The organism is Lacihabitans sp. LS3-19 (assembly GCF_024343575.1).
Classification (GTDB): Bacteria; Bacteroidota; Bacteroidia; order Cytophagales; family Spirosomataceae; genus Leadbetterella.
In genome coordinates this window covers 77,272-96,718 of the sequence record NZ_RJUA01000013.1, presented here as the reverse complement: position 1 = coordinate 96,718, position 19,447 = coordinate 77,272, and the positions used below count along the sequence as shown (strand labels likewise).

Here is a 19,447-nt window from a genome sequence, read left to right as displayed (position 1 = left end):
ATGATAGAAATAGATAAAGTATCTGCCGTAATATTTGACATGGACGGCTTAATTGTTGATTCCGAACCACTTTGGCACATTGCCGAAAAAGAAATATTTGCTACAGTCGGATTGCATTTAAGCACAGAGGAATGTATGCTTACGACAGGTTTACCAACTTCAGCGGTATTTGATTTCTGGTTTAAGAGAAGACCATGGTTAGGTAAGTCCAAAGAAGAGCTAGAAGAAAAGCTTTTTGAGCGTGTTTTTGCTTTAATAAAAGAAAAGGCTTTGCCTATGCCTGGGGTTATTGAAAGTTTAGAATATTTTAAAGCGAAAGGATTAAAAATAGGTTTAGCATCTGCTTCGCCACTTGAACTCATTCATATTGTTGTCGAAAAACTCGGAATAGGATCGTATTTCGAATTCATACATTCTGCACTTTTAGAAAAAAACAATAAGCCTCATCCAGATGTATATTGGACTGTGGCCAAAAAGCTGGGCGTAAAAATAGAAAATTGTCTGATTTTAGAAGATTCAATCAATGGCGTAAAAGGTGCCGTTGCCTCTGGAGCTCAAGTTATAGCTGTGCCTGATGCGTATTTTTTTGAAAGAGACGAATATGAAATCGCCAATATGAAATTGAGAAGTTTGCCAGAAGTAATAAATTACCTTGAAAAAAATTGAAATAGAATGCTCGAAATAATTGAAAATCAAAAGTTTCAAAAGTTAAAAAGCACAGAGACAGCTTTGAAAAGAGCAGAATATGAATACTGTGAATTTGAGGATTGCGATTTCTCAGATTATAATTTAGGGAATTTTATATTCACAGAATGTACTTTCAAAAACTGTAATCTCAGTAACGCCAATTTGGGTAATACTGCCCTAAAGGATGTCAAATTCTATAATTGCAAGGCTTTAGGACTACATTTCAGCAATTGCAATCCGTTTCTGTTAGAAATAAATTTCTATGATTGCATGCTGAATCACTCCTCCTTTTATAAACTAAATCTTAAAAAAACAACTTTTAAAAACTGCTCATTAGAAGAAACCGATTTTGTAGAAAGCAATTTGAGCCAAGCCGATTTTAATAATTCTAATTTACTTGGAGCGATTTTCGAAAATTCTATTTTGGAAAAAACAGATTTTAGGAATGCCCATAATTTTAGGATAAATCCAACAACCAATAGGATGTCAAAAGCTTTGTTCTCTAAAGACAATTTAAGCGGCTTATTATCAGCATTTAATATTGTGATTCAATAAATTTCAGGAAATTTCTTGCGAAACTGAATTGTTACAAATACTTTTGTAACCAAAAGGTTACATAATGATAAGAAGAGACGTTTTCCAGGCAATTGCCGATCCTACAAGAAGAGAAATAATCCATTTGGTATCGAAAGAAAGTTTAAATCTTAATACCGTAGCTGATCAATTTGAAATTAGTAGGCCGGCAATTTCGAAACATATTAAGATATTGACTGAATGCGGTTTAGTAATAATCAAGCAAAAGGGAAGAGAGCGTTTTTGCGAAGCCAAATTAGATACATTAAAAGATGTGTCGATTTGGATTGAGCAGTACAAAGACTTTTGGAAAAATAAATTAGATGCTTTGGAAAATTATTTAGAAGAAATAAAAAAACAAGAGGTATGAAATTAGATAAAAATCAAATTGGCTTGGAGCGAATTTTTAATGCACCAATAGAATTGGTATGGAGAATGTGGTCAGAACCACAACATATTCAACATTGGTGGGGTCCAAACGGTTTCAGAAGCTCTATTTCTGTGATGGAGTTTCAAGATAAGGGAAATTGGATATTTACTATGCATGGACCAGATGGAACAGATTATGCTAATCACAATCTATTCAAAGAAATAGTATTTCATGAAAAAATTGTAATTGTACATACCGGGCCTCCATTTTTTGATATTAGTGTATATTTTGAAAAATTAGGCGAAAAAACTAAGTTGAAATTAATCACTACTTTTGAATCAGAAGAAGCGATGATTGAAATTTTGAAAAATGGAATTGTTGCTGAAGGATTAAAACAAAATTTGGATAAATTAGAAACTTATGTACCAACTTCAGGTGATATTGTTATTAAAAAAATATTTGAAGCACCAATAGAAAAAGTTTGGCAGGCAATAAGTGATAAGGATCAAATGAAAATGTGGTACTTCGATCTTCCCGAATTTAAAGCAGAAATCGGATGTGAATTTTCTTTTATCGGAGGTAGTGAAGGGGGAATTCAATACATTCATCATTGCCAGGTCACCGAATTAGAGACCAATAAGAAAATGGCATATACATGGAAATACGAAGGATACAATGGTATGTCAACTGTAATTTGGGAATTGGAAAAAATAGACAATCAAACGCAGTTAACCTTAACCCATAAAAACATAGAATCTTTCCCTAGCAACAATCCAGATTTGGCAAAGAAAAACTTTGTTGGAGGCTGGGATTCGATAATAAATTCGTCCTTGTCTAAGTTTTTAAATTCGTAAAAAAAGCTCGCAACTGCGAGCTTTTTCATTTTTAATTCTTTATAAATTTCTTGACGACGGAACCAGTTTTCTCCGTTAACTTAACCATATAAGTTCCTGGTGAAAAATTCCCAAGAGCTATTTGATAATCTAATTTAGTACCGTCTGTAGGTACCATTTGGTCAACCATTTTTTTGCCTCGAAGTGAGAATACTTCCACTTTAACATCTTGACTCTCTCCCACTTCAAGCGTTATATTCAGGTACTCTTGTGTAGGATTTGGGAAAACTTTCAAGCCTGGAATCTCAATATTTTCATTGGCCAAAATTACCGGAGCTTCTTTCTGAATATATAAATTATCAATAGACCAACCCCATCCTGTTGCCCATTGGTCTGCATTTAATCTAAATCTCACTAAAAGAGCTGAGCCTGCATAATCAGAAGTAAAATCTGAACCATATATTTGTACGGTTCTTTTTTTAGTCATAGCGAAAGTACCTTTAGCGTTAGAATTAGGTATATCACCAGCACTTAGTTCAGATTCAAATGCATTTTGCCAAACTGAATTTGCCCTGCTATCATAACCGTCTTGCAAAGGAAACCAGTAACTTCCATCTAAAGATCCTTCCACCACTACGAAATCATAAAAAGTATTGTCTCCAAAACCAGAACCTGCATCACCTGGCTCCACTAGAGCTACTTCATCAAAGGTAATGGTAGCACCTGAAGATTTTAATAAAATTGGCTTTTTCAACATAGCTATTTCATTTCTTTCAAATGACATATAAACAGAGGTATTATTTGGATCTGTAGGATCTAATAAACCTAAACCATTAAGATAAGGATGAGAACTGTTTAAAGAATTTGAGGGAAAACCATCAGGTTTGGCAACAGAAAAGCCTAACATTGCAAAATCTTCTGCGTTTGACTCAAAGTCTGATGAATACTCATTTACCGTAGAATTACTAATATCAGTAATTAAAAACTCATAAAAACTTTCAGTAGGCTTATCGTTTCTATTGGTTGAAGCATAATAAGTTGGCAAAACAGTCTTGTTTTTGGATTTATCAATTGCAATAACTTGATATTTTACCAAATCTCCACTTTTGAGATTTTTGATGCCATTTTCTGCGAAATAAGAAACATCATCAGCCCTTCCTTGAGAAAATACTTTATTATCAACGCCTGCAATGTATTTCCTAAGTCCCAGACTAGGCATTTTTGTTCCATTTACACTGTATTCAACATAAACAGTATCTATTCCTTCTTCGAAGTCATCAATTACATTTGCTATCAAACTAACAGGAGTAGAAGAAGGTAAAATTTGTGGAGCGTAATGTTCAATCACAGGTCCAAACTGATCTTTATTTCCTACCTCAAACCCATATATATAATTTGTATTTTCAAAACCACCATTGCCTGGACTTGTGGTTGTTAAACCATAGTTATCCTTTACTTCAAAAAAATACTCAACTAATGTTGTATTGGCAGGTAAATCTACATCAGCAAAATATTTTCCTGAAGCACCGTCTTTTTGCAGAACAACAGATTTAGCAGAACTAGAAGCACTGCCATTTAATACATAATTTAACTTTGCTGAATTCTCCAAAAGTGTAGTATCAGACAAAATCTTAGTTTCGAACCTAACTTTTCTAGCAGCAGCTATATTTTTTATTTCATTATGCACAATTGAGGTGCTTTTCCAACCCATATCTTGAAACATTTTCAATGCTATAGGCCCTGGATTTAGGTTTTTCTCTCTTAAACTAGCCGTAGGTGTCATTAAGGAGTTTATACCACCTGTACCATATTTAGCATCGTCTAAATGCGAGATACTAGAGCCACTCTCCCAAGGATTAGGTGCATATATCAAAACCTTGTCTTCTTTTACATCAGAAATAGTATTAGGGCCAGAGAAGAAAATATCCTCGCTTACCAATGCATTTCTTAAAAGATTAGATGGACTTTTAAAATTCAAAGTATCCGTTAAGCCTTTCCTTTCACCTGTCTCTAAAAACTTATCATAAATAGTGCTGTAAGGAGTTCCGAAACCATAATATCCTTGCTGCCCAGAAACCCTCATAGAGCCTACGAAACCTAAGCCATGGCCTAATTCATGCAAAACAATAGAAGTAAAGTCAAAAGTACCTAAAGGCACATTAGGGTCCGTTCCAAAATACCAAGGCATTTTACTGTTAAAGGTGCAATATATATCATCTTCATCCACGCCATTTAAGTCCCTTCCTGCAAGTTTTTCTGCCAATGCAAGCGGATAATAGGTGTTAACTTCTCTTGCTCCTGGGAAATTCCTATAATAATCATTTGTATTAGCTGCTCCTAAAACTCCTGGATCTAACTCTTCCCAATAAGCGGTTACCTTAATAGGAACAGTGCTAACTAGCAAATTCCTCCAAATATCAACAGCCCTTTCAAATGCAGCTTTGGCATTATCTGGAAATCCTTCATACTTTACATTGATAGTAGCAGATTGACCCTGGGAGGTTCTTAAATTCTTATTTGCAAGCTTCTGCTTTACAATTTCGGGCATGTCCACAAAAGATGGCTCATCTACAAACCGGGCAGGACAAACTACATCCACACCTTTTTTATGCTCCGTTTTAAAATTAAATCTTTGTTGAGAAAATGCACTTGAAAACACAAATGCAGTAATGAGAAAAAGGACAAGTTTTTTCATAGTATAAATTAAAATTGCTCGGTTGGTTCGTAAATATAAATGAAAATATAAATGCTTTGGTTCTTAAAAGGAAAAATATTCGATAGCTTTACAAAGCAATACGTAAATTCTTATCCAAAAGTATGCTTTCTCCTGAAGAAGTTTTAAAAAAATATTGGGGCTACGATAAATTCAGACCGCTACAAAAGGAAATAATCCAATCTATATTATCCAAAACAGATACGCTCGCTCTACTACCAACTGGGGGAGGTAAATCTATTTGTTTTCAGGTACCTGGAATGATATTGGATGGAATATGTATTGTAATATCGCCTTTAATAGCCCTTATGAAAGACCAAGTGAGGCAGTTAAAAGAAAGAAACATTGCGGCAGAAGCTATTTTTTCAGGTTTGAAATTCGTTGAAATTGAGAATATTTTAGATGATGCGGTTAATGGAAATATTAAATTTCTGTACGTATCACCTGAAAGACTAAAAACCATAAATTTTAAAGAAAGAATAAAATACATGAACGTGAGTCTGTTGGCAATAGACGAAGCTCATTGTATTTCTAAATGGGGATATGATTTTAGACCAGCCTATTTGCAAATTGCGGCTTTTAAAGAGCTCATTCCAGATATTCCTACCATTGCACTCACAGCCACTGCAACATTGAAAGTCAGAAATGACATTATTGAAAAATTGGAACTGAGAAAGTCTAAACTTTTTGTTCAAAGTTTTGCAAGAAACAACCTCTCCTATTCAGTAATAGAGTCCGAACTCAAAGAAACCAAAACGCTTCAAATTCTTGAAAGGATTCCTGGAACGGCCATAGTTTATGCAAAAACTAGAAATCGTACTGTAGAATTTGCGAGATATTTAAAACTCAATAAAATATCAGCTGATTTCTATCATGCAGGGCTCAGTCTGAAAGAAAGAAACCAAAAGCAAGAGGATTGGATAAACAATAAAACCAGAGTTGTAGTATCAACCAATGCCTTTGGAATGGGAATAGACAAACCCGATGTTAGGTGCGTAATACACGTTGATCTTTGCGAAAACTTGGAAGCATACTATCAAGAATCTGGAAGAGCTGGTAGAGATAATCAAAAAGCCTATGCTGTAATTTTATTCAATGAAAATGATATAGAAAATCTTGAAAATAACTTAGAATTAAAATATCCAGAAAACGCATTTATAACAAAAGTGTATCAAAGTCTTTGCAATTACTACAAATTAGCTTTCGAAAGCGAAGTTTTTGAAAGTTTTGATTTCGAGATTCAAAATTTTGCTTCAACTTTTGGTTTGAATGTTCGACAGACGCATTATGCTCTGAAATTGCTAGAAAGTCAAGGTTTAATATATTTAAGCGACGCTTATTTTAATCCTTCCAAAATTAGAATAATTGCAAATTCGCAAGAATTTAATGCATTTCAACAAAGAAATGAAAAGTTGGAATTGTTTTGCAAAACCATATTACGAATTTATGGAGGCGAAATTTTTTCAAATTATGTAAACATAAGTGAGCAAGAAATAGGAAATGCATATCGTGCAACATACAATGACATTGTAACAAATCTTGAATTTTTAGCCAAACATGGAATTGTTGACTATTCACCACAAAAATCCTCACCACAACTGGGATTTCTGACACCGCGGCAAGACGCAGATAATCTTTCACTTAACTACAGAGAAATAGAATCAAGAAAAATAAATGAAAAGAAGGCTTTAAGAGCAGTTAAAAACTATGCAGAGCAATCTGCAAAATGCCGCATGCTTTTGATTCAAGATTATTTTGATGAAGAAACAAGCAAGGTTTGTGGTATTTGTGATGTGTGTTTAAAAATGAAAAAACTTGGCTTAGTTTCTGATGATTCAGTAAGACTCACCGAATTGATAATGAAACTTTTACCATGCTCTCCAGCAGTTTTAGAAATGAAACTAAGTATAGAAGATAAAGAACTATCTACTCAAATATTAAAATATAATCTCAATGAAGGAATTCTAGGTATTGACAAACATGGATTGATTTATCAAAAATAATTTACGATTTAAATCTCCATTTAAAGCCCGTTTTGGGCATTAATATGAACCAAATAGACTAATTTAGCATTGTTTTTGAAAAGGAATAAAAATGGAAAATAAAGAAGATAAAAAGAGTCAGTTAGAGAAGGTAATAAAATCTACAACTGAAGCCATCCAAAATCAATTGGGAGATTATCAAGATAAAGGCAAAAATGTTTTGATAATTGGTGGAATTATTGTGGCTGCTTTTGCTTTATCGAAGCTTTTTGGTGATGATGAAATTGAGGAAGGTGAGACCAAAAAAAGTAAAGAATCTTCATTTTTAGGATCTGCTATTACTGGTATTGCAACTTCAGTTTTATTGGCTTTAGCAAAAAACAAAATTTTAGAAGTTATAGAGCAACTCAACACCAATGAGGAAGATATTAAGTAGTTTATATTCGAACGTTAAAGCTGGAAAAAAGTCTTTTGCGGTACTTTTGGACCCAGACAAGCTTAATCCCGAATCGCTAGAAGACAGAATAAATGCAATAAATTCTGCTTCAGTAGATTATATTTTCGTGGGTGGAAGTTTGATTTCTACGGATAACATGAATTTAGTCTTAGAAAAACTTCAGGAAAAAACTTTTGTACCGAAAGTAATTTTCCCAGGTAATGGTCTTCATATCAATGAATCTGCTGACGGAATTCTATTACTTTCCCTTATTTCAGGCCGCAATCCTGATTTTTTGATAGGGCAGCATGTTATCTCAGCTCCTATTTTAAAAAGGAGTTCATTGGAAACGCTTCCTACAGGATATATTTTGATAGATGGCGGAAAACCAACAACTGTTTCTTATATCAGCAATACCTTCCCGATACCAAATAATAAACCTGATGTAGCCGCAGCGACTGCAATAGCTGGTGAAATGCTAGGTCTAAAACTTATCTACCTTGATGCTGGCTCTGGGGCACAAATCCCGGTGAGCGAAGGCATTATACAGACTGTTAAGAAAAATATTGAGATACCCTTGATAGTTGGTGGAGGAATAAATACTGTTCAGAAAGCCTCAAAAGCCCTTGCCGCTGGTGCAGACGTGATAGTGATAGGCAATGCAATAGAAGACCAACCAGGTTTTTTACACGAAATATCACAATTGGTAGAATCTTACAATCTAAGCGAAGCTTAAACAATGTTTAAAGTATTCTTAGGATTGGGCACCAACATTGGAGATAGGAAATCCAATATAGAATTGGCAAAAAAAGCCATAAGTGATACAATTGGGGAAATCCAAGATGATTCTAGTGTATATGAAACTGAAGCTTGGGGGGTAGAAAATCAAGAAAATTATTACAATCAAGTCATTTGTATAAAGACCAACTTTTACCCTTTGCAAATATTAGAAAAAATTCTAGCCCTAGAAATTCAATTAGGTAGAATTAGAAATCAAAAATGGGAGGCTAGATTAATAGATATTGATATTCTATTCTTCGAAAACTATATAATTAGTACTGATAACTTAACTATTCCACACAAATACATCCAAGAAAGAAACTTCGTATTAGAACCATTAAAAGAAATAAATCCTGATTTCATTCATCCAAAATTCAGGAAAACTATTTCAGAATTAGCAAAATCTAATTTGGACAAGAGTTGGATTAAAAAGCTTTAAACTGCCACCGGAGCCTTTATTCCTGGATATGGATCATAATTTACCAGTTCAAAATCCTCGAATTTAAAATCAAACACTGATTTAACATCAGGATTCAGCTTCATTATCGGCAAAGCTCTTGGAGTTCTTGAAAGCTGAATATTTACCTGTTCCAAATGATTAGAATAAATATGAGTATCACCACCCGTCCAAACAAAATCACCTAATCCAAGTCCACATTCCTGGGCAATCATCATGGTTAGTAAAGCATACGATGCGATATTGAAAGGAACACCTAGAAAAACGTCGGCACTTCTTTGATACAATTGACAAGAGAGCTTATTATCAGCAACATAAAACTGAAAAAAAGCATGACAAGGCATCAAAGCCATTTCTGACAATTCACCTACATTCCAAGCTGAAACTATGATTCTGCGTGAGTCTGGGCTAGATTTCAATTGTTTTAAAACCTCTTTAAGTTGATCTATTTCGCCATTTTTACTATCCCACGAACGCCACTGCTTGCCATATACTGGACCTAAATCTCCATTTTCATCGGCCCATTCATCCCAAATTTTAACACCATTTTCCTTTAGATATTGAATATTGGTATCACCATTGATAAACCAAAGCAATTCATGAATAATAGACTTCAAGTGGACTTTTTTGGTAGTCACCATTGGAAATCCCTCATTTAGATCGAAACGCATCTGATATCCAAAAACACTGATTGTTCCGGTTCCAGTTCTGTCTGTTTTTTGCGTTCCCTTTTCTAAAATGTGCTTTAATAAATCGTGATACTGCTTCATTGGTTCAGAAAAAATCTTTTTTTTTACAAAAATAAGCAAAAAAAAAGCTTCACCTAAATGAAGCCTTCCTTAACAATAAAAAATCTAATAATTTATTTTTTCATACATGATTTTTGCTCTTCTTTTGAACAAACTGTTTTGCATTCGCTTTTTGACATTTCGGTGCAGCAAGAAGACTTCGCCTTTCTACTTTTCTTTTTAGAACGGTTAATAGGTGAATCTGCTGCTAATGATGAAAGCGAAAGACCTACTAAAACTGTTAAAAGAGCTATTGATTTTTTCATATTTCCTAGTATTTAATTGATAGATATTAGGATTATTTCAATCACCGTGCCAAACTATGTATTTATCTCAAAAGAATGCGTAATTGCTGCCGAACAAGATAGTTGAGCGGTAGCAGAGCAATATTTCTCCATAGAAAGTTCAATTGCCTTCTCCACTTTTTTTGGATCCAAAGCCCCTTTAAACATAAAGTGAATATTGATTTTCCTGAAAGGCGTCATCTCCGTCCCTTCTATTTTTTCACGCTCACCTTCTATTCTCAGTTTCAAGTCTTCTAGAGCTTGTCTTTGTTTTTTCAAAATCAAAATAACGTCTATAGAAGTGCAACCACCTAAACCCATAAGCAAAAGCTCCATTGGTCTTGCACCGGCATTGTGCCCGCCAATATTTTCGCCAGCGTCTATATTAACCGTTATTCCAGAAGCTCCTTTGGCTTCAAAATGGAAATCTTGATCTACTCTATTTAATTCTACTTTCATATTTTTAAAACCTTTTTTAATTTGTAAACCATTCTAGTTTTGATTTTGCAAAATTAGACTCGTTTAAATTAATAAATTGCGAAATTTTGTTTTAATCCATGTGAGCCTTTGCATCTTTCTGACAACAAGATGGCAATGCATCGTGAGATTTTTGGTTAGCTACAACCTCATCTGCATCATATCCGATTTTAGAGATTCTAGTTTTTAACTCATCTTTGTTTACTTTTTTAGGGTTGTAAACAATACTTACCGTTTTGTCATCAAGATTTAATTTTACGCTTTTCACACCAGCAGACTTACCCATGTCGCCTTCTATACGTGCCTTACACATACTACATTTAGCAGAAGTTTTAAACTTTACTTCTTCAGTTTTATTAGCTTGTGCGTTCACGGAGAAATTTAAAGCTAAAATAGTCACCAATAATGCTACGATTTTTTTCATCTTTATTCTATTGTTTGTTTTGTTTAAAAATTATTATTTCAGTTTATATCTAACACCTGTATAAATTGTGGCCCCGATTACTGGACCCCAGGCTACTCCAGCATCAAAATTACTTCCAAATGGCTCATTTGCTGCGATGATGGGGTTTTTCTGCCTAAATCCTGTAAGATTCTCTCCACCTAAATAGTACTCCCATTTAGTAAAATTACGAGAAACTTGGCCATTGAGATTAATAAATGATGGTGCAAATTTGGTTGGCATGGCATAATAAGAAGTATGATCTAATCCGCTTTCAAAATCAGGAATACGTCTTTTGCCATTCCATTGTAGCGTTCCGTCCAATTTCCATCTATCATAAGGGAAACTATATGCGACATTTAATAAAACTCTGTCATTGGGAAGAAACATTTTAGGCAAAAGAACCTTTTCTTGGAAAGGTGTACCCATGGTTTGCATACTTTTTATATATCTATAAGCGGCTTTTATCTCCCAGTTCTTTACTGGGCCATAATTAAGCTCTATCAATGCACTGTTGGCGTAAGATTTCCCAGCAGAATTATAAAAATATAAATATTCAGAATGCTCCATATCGGCGATAGTTTGATTTTGAAAAATCGTAGAATAAAACTCTGCAGATACCGTAAACTTCTTTATTTCAACCATATAACTAGACCCCATTGTCCAAGAAACTTCAGGCTTCAGATCTTCTATAAATCTAATTGACCTGCTGCTTACCAAATTTCCGTAGTATTCGGCCAACGGATTGGAAACTCTAAAACCACGCCCTGCAGAAAGTCTTAAAGTTTGATTTTGACCAAATTCTTGTTTGAAGTGCATTCGTGGAGAAAACTGATTTCCATATAAATTGTGAAAATCATTCCTAATACCAAGCATCAGATTTGTTCTATTTAAATAATTGAAAGAGTATTCAAAAAAAGCTCCTGGAACTAACTCATTCCGTTTTCTTACTATGCTTCCATATTTTTCGTCGTAATTATCAGCCAAAAAACTAAGGCCTGTTTTATATGTATGATTGGTATTTCCTATTATGTTTTGGTAAATCAAGTTGCTGTAAAAACTTTTTTGGAAGGCATCATAAGGTTTAAAACCAAATTTTGAAGCTGAATTATGTACCAATGCATTTACGATTAACCCTAATCCTTGATAAGGTTTGTCTTGCCAAAGTTTAGCAGTTTTAGAAAACACTTCTACCCTATTGGTTTGATTGCTAAAACCGTACAAATTCGGTGTTTGAAAATTCGATTCGAAACCTTTCTGTCCACCTAATCTATTCTCTGTAAGATATTTAACTCCAAATTGTGCCATCATTTTGTCTGAAGAATACTTCCAACGATTCATTACATTTATCTGGTGATATTTGGGTAAATCCAAGAATCCATCATTGTTGTTATCTATGTTTGTTTTCAATAATGAGCCATGGCTAAGCAAACCAACAGACCATTTGTCTGAAATTTTCTTTGCTAAGTTTAAATTCAACTCTGACCTTCCGAAATTATTGAAATACATATTCAAATATACTCTTTCAGGCTGGTCGGGTTTCTTAAGCTCCACATTTATAGCCCCAATCATGTTTTCATAACCATTCACAACTGAGCCAGCTCCTTTCCCTATGTCTATCGATTGAATCCATGTGCCAGGTATATAATTAAGGCCAAAAGTTGAAGCTAATCCTCTAATATTTGGGATATTCTCGACATTGGTTTGGAGATAAACCCCAGAAAGACCTAATAACTGAATTTGTTTTGAGCCTGTTACAGCATCTGAGTAACTAACACTTACTGAAGCGTTGGTTTCAAAACTCTCAGACAAATTACAGCAAGCAGCTTTAGCAAGGGTTTTGGATGTAAGAATTTCAGTGTGGATGGGAGAAAGCCTATCTATCGTAGTTGCATTACTTTGAATAACCACACCCTCAAGGTCTTGATTATCCTCTTTCAAGATTATTTTCAAAAACTGAGTATCATTTACTTTAAAGGTATCTGTTTTATAACCTAAAAACTTAACAACCAGTTGGTTATCAAAATTTGCCTTTTCTATTTTGAACTTTCCTTTTTCGTCCGACAATACAGCACCGTTGGGTTTTGAAGTCCAAAAAACAATAGCTCCTGGCAGTTCGACATTGGTTTTATCAGTAATTTGTCCTTCCAAAAACTGTGCTTTTGAAGGAAAATATATAAGTAAGAAGAATAATATTTTTTTCATGATCTTAATTTAAAATTTCGAAATAAATCCTTATTCAAATCCACCAAAAAAGCGAAATTGAAGGAAAAATCATGAAAATCTTAAATTAAAAACTGTTGGTTTTTAATGTAAACCTTATGGGTAGGAGGAGAATTGTTTGTAAAAAATAATGAAAGACTGGTTTCTTTCTGAATTTGAAATTCAGGAAACTCAAAAACAATTGAGGAATTTAGAATTGCTAGAGGTGCATTTAGAGAAAAACTTAGAATGTTTTTAAGTCCATCGTCTACTTTTTGAATTTTGAGATTTAACTCACAACAGCTGCTTCTTTTAATTTCTGCAGTTTTACTTTCTTTTGGAAATCCTTTTCCTGCACAAGTTTTTGGTTCTAAAGAGTAGGTTTTGTGTTTGGTTATCAAACAGGTATGCTCATAATATGCAAAAGCATGGGTACTTACCAAAACGGCAAGAACCATAAATACAGTGAATACTTTTTTTGCTTTTTCTAACATACAACCTTTAAAACGCTAAAAATCAGATTTAAGTTTAATATCACAAAAATATTGCCACTTTTACATAATAACTCTCACACCGCCAAGTTGCTCTACCCTAAATGGAAACTTATCACTTGGTGACCCAATAAACATAAAATTGATAGGAATTTTCCATTTTTCCGAAAGGTCTTTCACCAATTTTGGACCAAAATTACCTTCGATAACCTCAAAATCCATTTTTATTTCGGGATACACTCTGTCTATAAAATCAATTTCATACGGCAAGTCTTTGGGCATTTTTACTTTATCATTTACCACCATCACTATTTTTACTCGCTTAGTATGTTCATTGTCTTTTACATACAACATGGCTTTATTTATAACAGAAATATTGTCTCCTTTTGTAAAATACACAAATTCTTGTTTATTGATGTCATCAATTACAGAGCGTATTTTTGAATGAAATTTACCTACTATCTCCTCCAAAGGATCAAAAACATATCGAATTATACTTAATACAATTTTTAGAAGCGTTGTCCTGTTTAGCATAATGAAAATTAATACTATCGAAGGAATAAAATATTCTAAAAACACGGTAAAGTTACTTGGAAGGCCATCTTTTGGCTCAATAGAAATATTTCCAATAAGTGCGATTACTACTGCTGCAATAGCTAAAATTACTGCAATCCAAGTGGCTTTTGCAGGTCTTGGTAACTTTGCCCTTTTTACTTTTAAAAGTATATTACCAATTCCAAAAAGTGCCATTACAGACAAAAAAGAAATTGTATAAACGCCTGCCAAAAGTTTGACATTTCCATTGGTTATCAGCAAAACTGATATACTCAATAAAAGAAAAATGATTATTATCCTATATGAACTTCCTCGGCTATTCTTTTTCAAGAAATAGTTGGGCAGAATTCTGTCTAATGTCATACGCTCTAATAGTCCAGTTACCCCAACAAAACTAGTTAAAACCGCACCGCTTAAAACCAAAACAGCATCTACGGCTATTAATCCAGCCAACCAATGACCTCCTACCAAATCGCTCATTTCTACCAAAAGCGTATTTTGAAAACTATCACTTTGAAGCGTTGGAACCAAAAACAAAGACAAAGCAAAAATCGCCATCAAGGGATTAATGATAGAAACAATGACCCACATATTTTTTAAAGTTTTCGGAAAAACGCCCTCTTTTTGTTCTTCAACAAAATTGGCTGAACTTTCAAAACCCGAGACTCCAAGCATAGAAACAGCGAAACCAAGAAAAATAGCTCTGCCTATACCGCCGTCTGAAAGTTGAAAGTGCTGATTTTCAAAATAGGTACCTATACCATGCGTAATTAGATAATAGCCTATAAATAATGTTAGAAACAAAAGCGAAATCAAATGAAAACCAAAAATGAATATAGCGACTTTAGAAGATTCTGAGATACCCCCAATAGCCAAAATAGCGAAAATACTAAGCAAAACTATAGTTGAGATAATAATAGGTAAACTCGGTATCAAATGATGTAAATAATGCATGGCTTCGTTTGCAGATATCACCGCAGTTGCCATATACGACAATATTGTAAGCGTGGCAGCTATTGAAGCAACACTCTTACTTGTCGTATTTAATAGAGCATTATAAGCTCCTCCATTCATAGGTAAAGCTCCAACTACTTCGGCATAAATTTTCCGAAACAAAAACAATACAAAAGATACTATTAAAAGGGTTATCCAGGCATATTGACCCGCGAATGCAATCGCTAGAGCCGATACATATAACACCGACGAACTGATATCGTTTCCGCAAATGGCAGTGGCTGCCAATTCGCCCAATTTACTGTGCTTTTTTTCTTCCATTATATAAATCTGGTCTATTTGGTTCTTGTGTTTGTCGAGTCTCCTTTTCAATTTAACCTCCAAAATAGGGCATAAAGTTTAAAAACATGCGATTTTTCACATTAAAATGAAATGAAATCGGAAAATTTCAACAATTAAAAGCCTTAAAATTTAATAATTTTGAAATACAGTGTTTTCGGATTATATACCTGAATAAAAGGGCTTAATCAACATTTAAACACTTTATTTAAGAATTTAAATTATATTTGTTTAGACAAGACCCAAACCATGAAAATTAAATTCAAATTATTTTTTATTAGTTTTTTGTTTTTGCCCTTCGTGGGCTATTCCCAAGATGTCTACAATCTAGACAGTCTAAAAACCATTCTCTCTCAAAAAATGCAGGATACCTCTAGGGTAATCCTACTAGAACAAATAGCAAAAGACCTGTGGAACAACGACTTAGAGGCTGCCATGAGTTATGCACAGCAAGGTTTAGAACTGGCTCAAAAAATAAACTTTGATAAAGGAGAAGTTAGATGTCAAAACAGAATTGGTGCAATATATAGTCGAATGGGAAATCATCAAAAAGGTCTTGTGACTTTGTTTGATGCATTGGCTTTTGCCAAAAATATTGGAGATCTAGAAGATCAAGCCCGAATTCTAATAAATTTAGGCGTAATATATGGTGAGCAATTGGACTATAGAAAGGCAATAGAATATTACAAAGACGGATTAAAAATCTCCGAGGAAATCAACAATAAAGATTTAATCCAACTTTCATTTTTGAACATAGGCTCTGATTTTTTTGTGTTAGAAAAATATGATTCGGCACAATATTATGCTGAAAAATCATATGAATTGGCCGTTAAAATTAATAGTTCAGATTTGGATATTGTGCAATTTAATTTAGGAAATATTCAATATAAAAAGAAAAATTATGATAAAGCTCTCTCTCTTTTTAAGGTCAGCAGCGGTCTTTCTTTGAAATTAAATAAAAAAAGATATCTTGCTTTAAGTCAGTATATGATAGCAAAAACCTACCATATCAAAAATCAATTGGACTCAGCAATGATATTTGCTATGGAAGCTAATAAATTGGCCAAAGAAACAGTCTACTTAGAAATTATTGCCGACTCTTATAGTTTATTATCGACATTAAACGAAAAAACAAACCCCAAACTTGCTTTGGAATATTTCAAAAGTTCTGCAATTGCAAAGGATAGTTTAAACAATCTTGATAAAAACCTTCAAATTCAGAAACTTACCTACAAAGAAAACATACTAAATGAAGATTTGGCTTTTTCGAAAAAAGAAATGAGGAAAAATCAAATTTTGTTTATAATTGGAAGCATACTTTTTCTTTTTGCTATAATATCAGCAAATTTATTTGTCCTAAACAGAAATAAAACTAAAGCGAATAAAACCTTAACTAAGCAAAAAAACCTAATTGAGCATCAAAAAATTGAACTTCAAGAATCATTAGAACAACTAAAAAATACGCAAAAGAGGCTGATGCTTCAAGAGAAATTAGCTTCATTAGGGGAGTTAACGGCTGGAATAGCTCACGAGATACAAAATCCATTAAACTTTGTAAATAATTTTTCCGAGATAAGTATTGAAGTTTTAAGCGAACTTAAAGAACTTTTGGAAAATCTTAAGGCTAAAGACCAATCAGAAATAGAAGAATTGATTGATATACTAATGTTAAATCAAAATAAAATAAATGTTCATGGTAAAAGGGCTAGTGGTATTGTAAAAAGTATGCTTGAACACTCAAGAGGGACTCAAGAAGTAATTTCAGATGTAGATATAAACAAAATTGCAGATGAATATTTGAGATTATCTTATCATGGAATGAGAGCCAAAGATGTAGATTTTAATTCTGATTTTGCTATTCAAGTAGATGAAAATTTACCATTAATAAAGGGCAATATTGGAAACTTAGAAAGAGTATTATTAAACCTTATAAACAATGCGTTCTATGCTGTAAATCAAAAGAAAAAGGAAAATAAAAATTCTGAATACAAACCTAAAGTAATTGTAAAAACTAATTTAACAGAAAATGAAAAGGGGAAATTTGCTGAAATAAGAGTCCTAGATAATGGAAATGGAATTCCAGAAAATATTAAACAAAAGATTTTTCAGCCGTTTTTCTCAACAAAACCTACCGGAGAAGGTACTGGATTGGGTTTGTCTTTAAGTAGAGAAATTATTACAAACGGACATAATGGTATCCTCGAACTTGAGTCTAAAGAAGGAGAAGGCACTACTTTCATCATAAAACTCCCTTTAAATTAAAACTTTGGCACTAAAAAATGAAATCTTTTTTATATCTTTAAGTGCTTTTAACCCTTTAAATAATTATATCATGAAAATTATCCTTAACAAAATCGGTCTATCTTTAATTTTATTTTTAAGTGTTTTAATTTCTAATGCTCAGCCTACAGGTCGAGGAGGAGCCTCAGGCGATGACAACGAATGGTTAATGTTTCTGATTATTGGCCTTGTTGTAGGTGCACTAATTGGATATTTTGGTGGGAAATTCCAATCCAATTCTAAGAAGTAAACGTATTGTGTTATTAAAAAAAGGCATCCGAAACGATGCCTCTTTTTGTATATTAAATATGCTCGTAACTAAATATCAAAGGCACTATTGATCCTGTTTTTGCTTTTTTGGTAACGTAAAACTTCATCTTTTTGGGATCTCTGGCTTCATAATCGATATATTCTTCTGGTATCAATTCTTTTCCAAAAACCGCCTTTACTTTTTGGTCAAATGACATTCCAGTTAGCGTGTTAAATTTATCTAGATAATCATAAATATCTAATATGTTTTTAGAGAATAAAAACAAAACTTTTTCCTTCCCAAATGGCCCTTGAAGCGACCAGTTGTTTTCTAAAGGGAAATAATTATTTTTCTGTTTTTTTACCTCATAATCTTGTATTTCGTCAAATTCTTGAGGGAAAACGATGTTTATCTCATTATTCTCTAAGTTTTCGTCCAAGATATAAATATAAAAATCTTGTTCTGTTTTAACAAAAAAACGAAAGTGAGAATTATGGCGGATGGGCTCTTTAAAAGTATAGGCCGTCAAAAAATTCATTGAATCTGCTTTATAGTTTTTTAAAACTAATGCTTCATTTTCTGCACTAAATGAATCCTGTGAATTTCCATAATTATCCGTCAAATAAGACACTTCTCCAGCATATTTAATATCCTCTTTTGGTATTTTTGGCATGATGGCTTGGTAAGCCTGTTTGGCCAATCGCTCATAATCAGTATACAATATCCAAAAATAGCCATCTTCTCCCCAATATTCGCCCCTACTGTTTACAATTTTAAAGGCTCCTTTATTGCCAAATTTTGTATCATCATAGCCAACTACACATACCCCGTGGCCATCGATCAGATTGGCATCATCTGGTTTCCAAAGAGCGAACTCTTCGTCTTCAAATCCAAAAAACTCCTTAATCTTATGCCATATCCAGCCTAACCTTCCTAGTTTTTTTAAGGTTACATTTACCTGAAGGCCGACTACTAGCGGCAAATTATCAGCTAAAGACAGCCTTGTTGCATTCACTTTGTTGCCATCGTCTATTAGGCTAAAAAGTCTCACATAATCAAGAATTTGAGATTCCCGTTCTGGGCTAAGTTTTGATAAATCAGGATTACAGTTTGGATAATCCAAAACATTGTATTTAACTGCTCCTTTGGTTTTAAGAGCCTCCATTGCATCTTCAATATAGGTATAAGTTTTGCAATCATTTAGAGTATCTCTTCGTATCAATGCATAAATGTAAGATGGCGAATATCTCAGAGCATCAATCTTGGTGTACCCTTTTTCATTGGTAATTCCGAGTTTTATTGCTTCTAGCATAGTTCTTAAATAATAAGTAGAAGCCACTGGAATGCAAGTATCATAATTTTCTTGGTCGATTACCGATGGAACAAATTTCGACAAATCAACAGACTTGGGTAAGTTTTGAAAGACGCTCGAATCCATAATAGTCTTTTGAGGAACTTTTGCTGACAAAGCGGTGTCAGTTTTCCAGCCTTGGCTGAAACCCAAAACAGAGATTAAGAAGAGAATTAAAAAAGTAAATAATAATTTCATAAGCT

At 33.4% G+C, this 19,447-nt stretch carries 19 protein-coding genes; 10 read left to right on the top strand and 9 right to left on the bottom strand.

The features are described 5' to 3' along the window. From hxpB to EGI22_RS11280, 4 genes are all read left to right on the top strand, one after another. The gene (gene hxpB / locus EGI22_RS11295) at positions 1 to 666 is read left to right on the top strand and encodes a hexitol phosphatase HxpB (RefSeq protein ID WP_255068489.1); all 666 of its coding nucleotides are present in this window, start codon (positions 1 to 3) and stop codon (positions 664 to 666) included. A 6-nt stretch (positions 667 to 672) separates the two neighbouring features. Beyond that, positions 673 to 1,242, top strand: a complete 570-nt coding sequence (locus EGI22_RS11290; protein WP_255068488.1) for a pentapeptide repeat-containing protein — start codon at positions 673 to 675, stop codon at positions 1,240 to 1,242. Between the two features lie 64 nt (positions 1,243 to 1,306). Then, positions 1,307 to 1,630, top strand: coding sequence for a helix-turn-helix transcriptional regulator (locus EGI22_RS11285; RefSeq protein ID WP_255068486.1), 324 nt, complete (start codon positions 1,307 to 1,309; stop codon positions 1,628 to 1,630). After that, positions 1,627 to 2,484: an SRPBCC family protein gene (locus tag EGI22_RS11280; protein ID WP_255068484.1), complete on the top strand. Its 858-nt coding sequence runs from the start codon at positions 1,627 to 1,629 to the stop codon at positions 2,482 to 2,484. The genes EGI22_RS11285 and EGI22_RS11280 overlap by 4 nt, the downstream gene beginning before the upstream one ends. Positions 2,485 to 2,515: 31 nt before the next feature. Here the strand turns inward: EGI22_RS11280 and EGI22_RS11275 are convergent, their stop codons facing one another. Further along, complete coding sequence (locus tag EGI22_RS11275) at positions 2,516 to 5,158, bottom strand: T9SS type A sorting domain-containing protein (protein WP_255068482.1); 2,643 nt, start codon at positions 5,156 to 5,158, stop codon at positions 2,516 to 2,518. Between the two features lie 122 nt (positions 5,159 to 5,280). Between EGI22_RS11275 and EGI22_RS11270 the strand changes: the two genes are divergently transcribed. The 4 genes from EGI22_RS11270 to folK all read left to right on the top strand — a co-directional run bounded on the left by EGI22_RS11270 (position 5,281) and on the right by folK (position 8,813). Then, positions 5,281 to 7,179: an ATP-dependent DNA helicase RecQ gene (locus tag EGI22_RS11270; protein ID WP_255068481.1), complete on the top strand. Its 1,899-nt coding sequence runs from the start codon at positions 5,281 to 5,283 to the stop codon at positions 7,177 to 7,179. 91 nt (positions 7,180 to 7,270) lie between these two features. Beyond that, complete coding sequence (locus tag EGI22_RS11265) at positions 7,271 to 7,594, top strand: hypothetical protein (RefSeq protein ID WP_255068480.1); 324 nt, start codon at positions 7,271 to 7,273, stop codon at positions 7,592 to 7,594. Beyond that, positions 7,575 to 8,330, top strand: a complete 756-nt coding sequence (locus EGI22_RS11260) for a geranylgeranylglyceryl/heptaprenylglyceryl phosphate synthase (protein WP_255068479.1) — start codon at positions 7,575 to 7,577, stop codon at positions 8,328 to 8,330. The genes EGI22_RS11265 and EGI22_RS11260 overlap by 20 nt, the downstream gene beginning before the upstream one ends. A 3-nt stretch (positions 8,331 to 8,333) precedes the next feature. Then, complete coding sequence (gene folK / locus EGI22_RS11255) at positions 8,334 to 8,813, top strand: 2-amino-4-hydroxy-6-hydroxymethyldihydropteridine diphosphokinase (protein WP_255068478.1); 480 nt, start codon at positions 8,334 to 8,336, stop codon at positions 8,811 to 8,813. Here folK and EGI22_RS11250 read toward each other — a convergent pair. From EGI22_RS11250 to EGI22_RS11220, 7 genes are all read right to left on the bottom strand, one after another. Continuing rightward, positions 8,810 to 9,601 carry a thymidylate synthase gene (locus tag EGI22_RS11250; RefSeq protein WP_255068477.1) on the bottom strand — a complete coding sequence of 264 codons (792 nt, stop codon included), beginning with the start codon at positions 9,599 to 9,601 and terminating at the stop codon, positions 8,810 to 8,812. The two genes, folK and EGI22_RS11250, sit on opposite strands and share 4 nt — an antisense overlap. Before the next feature lie 92 nt (positions 9,602 to 9,693). Further along, a complete protein-coding gene (locus tag EGI22_RS11245; protein ID WP_255068476.1) occupies positions 9,694 to 9,885 on the bottom strand; it encodes a hypothetical protein in 192 nt (63 codons plus the stop codon). Between the two features lie 54 nt (positions 9,886 to 9,939). Further along, complete coding sequence (locus EGI22_RS11240; protein WP_255068475.1) at positions 9,940 to 10,362, bottom strand: OsmC family protein; 423 nt, start codon at positions 10,360 to 10,362, stop codon at positions 9,940 to 9,942. Positions 10,363 to 10,453: 91 nt separating this feature from the next. Then, the gene (locus EGI22_RS11235) at positions 10,454 to 10,804 is read right to left on the bottom strand and encodes a heavy-metal-associated domain-containing protein (protein ID WP_255068474.1); all 351 of its coding nucleotides are present in this window, start codon (positions 10,802 to 10,804) and stop codon (positions 10,454 to 10,456) included. Positions 10,805 to 10,837: 33 nt separating this feature from the next. Next, positions 10,838 to 13,027: a TonB-dependent receptor gene (locus EGI22_RS11230; RefSeq protein WP_255068473.1), complete on the bottom strand. Its 2,190-nt coding sequence runs from the start codon at positions 13,025 to 13,027 to the stop codon at positions 10,838 to 10,840. An 80-nt stretch (positions 13,028 to 13,107) separates the two neighbouring features. Continuing rightward, positions 13,108 to 13,518, bottom strand: coding sequence for a hypothetical protein (locus EGI22_RS11225; protein WP_255068472.1), 411 nt, complete (start codon positions 13,516 to 13,518; stop codon positions 13,108 to 13,110). 60 nt (positions 13,519 to 13,578) lie between these two features. Next, complete coding sequence (locus EGI22_RS11220) at positions 13,579 to 15,396, bottom strand: APC family permease (protein ID WP_255068471.1); 1,818 nt, start codon at positions 15,394 to 15,396, stop codon at positions 13,579 to 13,581. Positions 15,397 to 15,612: 216 nt separating this feature from the next. Between EGI22_RS11220 and EGI22_RS11215 the strand changes: the two genes are divergently transcribed. Together EGI22_RS11215 and EGI22_RS11210 are read left to right on the top strand one after the other, a co-directional pair. Continuing rightward, complete coding sequence (locus tag EGI22_RS11215; RefSeq protein WP_255068470.1) at positions 15,613 to 17,625, top strand: ATP-binding protein; 2,013 nt, start codon at positions 15,613 to 15,615, stop codon at positions 17,623 to 17,625. Positions 17,626 to 17,695: 70 nt separating this feature from the next. Beyond that, entirely contained in the window at positions 17,696 to 17,893 is a 198-nt protein-coding gene (locus EGI22_RS11210) for a YhcB family protein (protein WP_255068469.1), read from the top strand. A gap of 52 nt (positions 17,894 to 17,945) precedes the next feature. Here the strand turns inward: EGI22_RS11210 and EGI22_RS11205 are convergent, their stop codons facing one another. Then, entirely contained in the window at positions 17,946 to 19,442 is a 1,497-nt protein-coding gene (locus tag EGI22_RS11205) for a DUF4384 domain-containing protein (protein ID WP_255068468.1), read from the bottom strand. Positions 19,443 to 19,447 lie beyond the last annotated feature (5 nt).

Bases quoted from the DNA above. Each gene is read 5' to 3' on its own strand.
- EGI22_RS11225 (WP_255068472.1), bottom strand. From the start codon at position 13,518: ATGTTAGAAAAAGCAAAAAAAGTATTCACTGTATTTATGGTTCTTGCC.
- folK (WP_255068478.1), top strand. From the start codon at position 8,334: ATGTTTAAAGTATTCTTAGGATTGGGCACCAACATTGGAGATAGGAAA.
- EGI22_RS11245 (WP_255068476.1), bottom strand. From the start codon at position 9,885: ATGAAAAAATCAATAGCTCTTTTAACAGTTTTAGTAGGTCTTTCGCTT.
- EGI22_RS11205 (WP_255068468.1), bottom strand. From the start codon at position 19,442: ATGAAATTATTATTTACTTTTTTAATTCTCTTCTTAATCTCTGTTTTG.
- EGI22_RS11215 (WP_255068470.1), top strand. From the start codon at position 15,613: ATGAAAATTAAATTCAAATTATTTTTTATTAGTTTTTTGTTTTTGCCC.
- EGI22_RS11285 (WP_255068486.1), top strand. From the start codon at position 1,307: ATGATAAGAAGAGACGTTTTCCAGGCAATTGCCGATCCTACAAGAAGA.
- hxpB (WP_255068489.1), top strand. From the start codon at position 1: ATGATAGAAATAGATAAAGTATCTGCCGTAATATTTGACATGGACGGC.
- EGI22_RS11240 (WP_255068475.1), bottom strand. From the start codon at position 10,362: ATGAAAGTAGAATTAAATAGAGTAGATCAAGATTTCCATTTTGAAGCC.
- EGI22_RS11230 (WP_255068473.1), bottom strand. From the start codon at position 13,027: ATGAAAAAAATATTATTCTTCTTACTTATATATTTTCCTTCAAAAGCA.
- EGI22_RS11280 (WP_255068484.1), top strand. From the start codon at position 1,627: ATGAAATTAGATAAAAATCAAATTGGCTTGGAGCGAATTTTTAATGCA.
- EGI22_RS11290 (WP_255068488.1), top strand. From the start codon at position 673: ATGCTCGAAATAATTGAAAATCAAAAGTTTCAAAAGTTAAAAAGCACA.
- EGI22_RS11275 (WP_255068482.1), bottom strand. From the start codon at position 5,158: ATGAAAAAACTTGTCCTTTTTCTCATTACTGCATTTGTGTTTTCAAGT.
- EGI22_RS11210 (WP_255068469.1), top strand. From the start codon at position 17,696: ATGAAAATTATCCTTAACAAAATCGGTCTATCTTTAATTTTATTTTTA.
- EGI22_RS11235 (WP_255068474.1), bottom strand. From the start codon at position 10,804: ATGAAAAAAATCGTAGCATTATTGGTGACTATTTTAGCTTTAAATTTC.
- EGI22_RS11250 (WP_255068477.1), bottom strand. From the start codon at position 9,601: ATGAAGCAGTATCACGATTTATTAAAGCACATTTTAGAAAAGGGAACG.
- EGI22_RS11260 (WP_255068479.1), top strand. From the start codon at position 7,575: ATGAGGAAGATATTAAGTAGTTTATATTCGAACGTTAAAGCTGGAAAA.
- EGI22_RS11265 (WP_255068480.1), top strand. From the start codon at position 7,271: ATGGAAAATAAAGAAGATAAAAAGAGTCAGTTAGAGAAGGTAATAAAA.
- EGI22_RS11270 (WP_255068481.1), top strand. From the start codon at position 5,281: ATGCTTTCTCCTGAAGAAGTTTTAAAAAAATATTGGGGCTACGATAAA.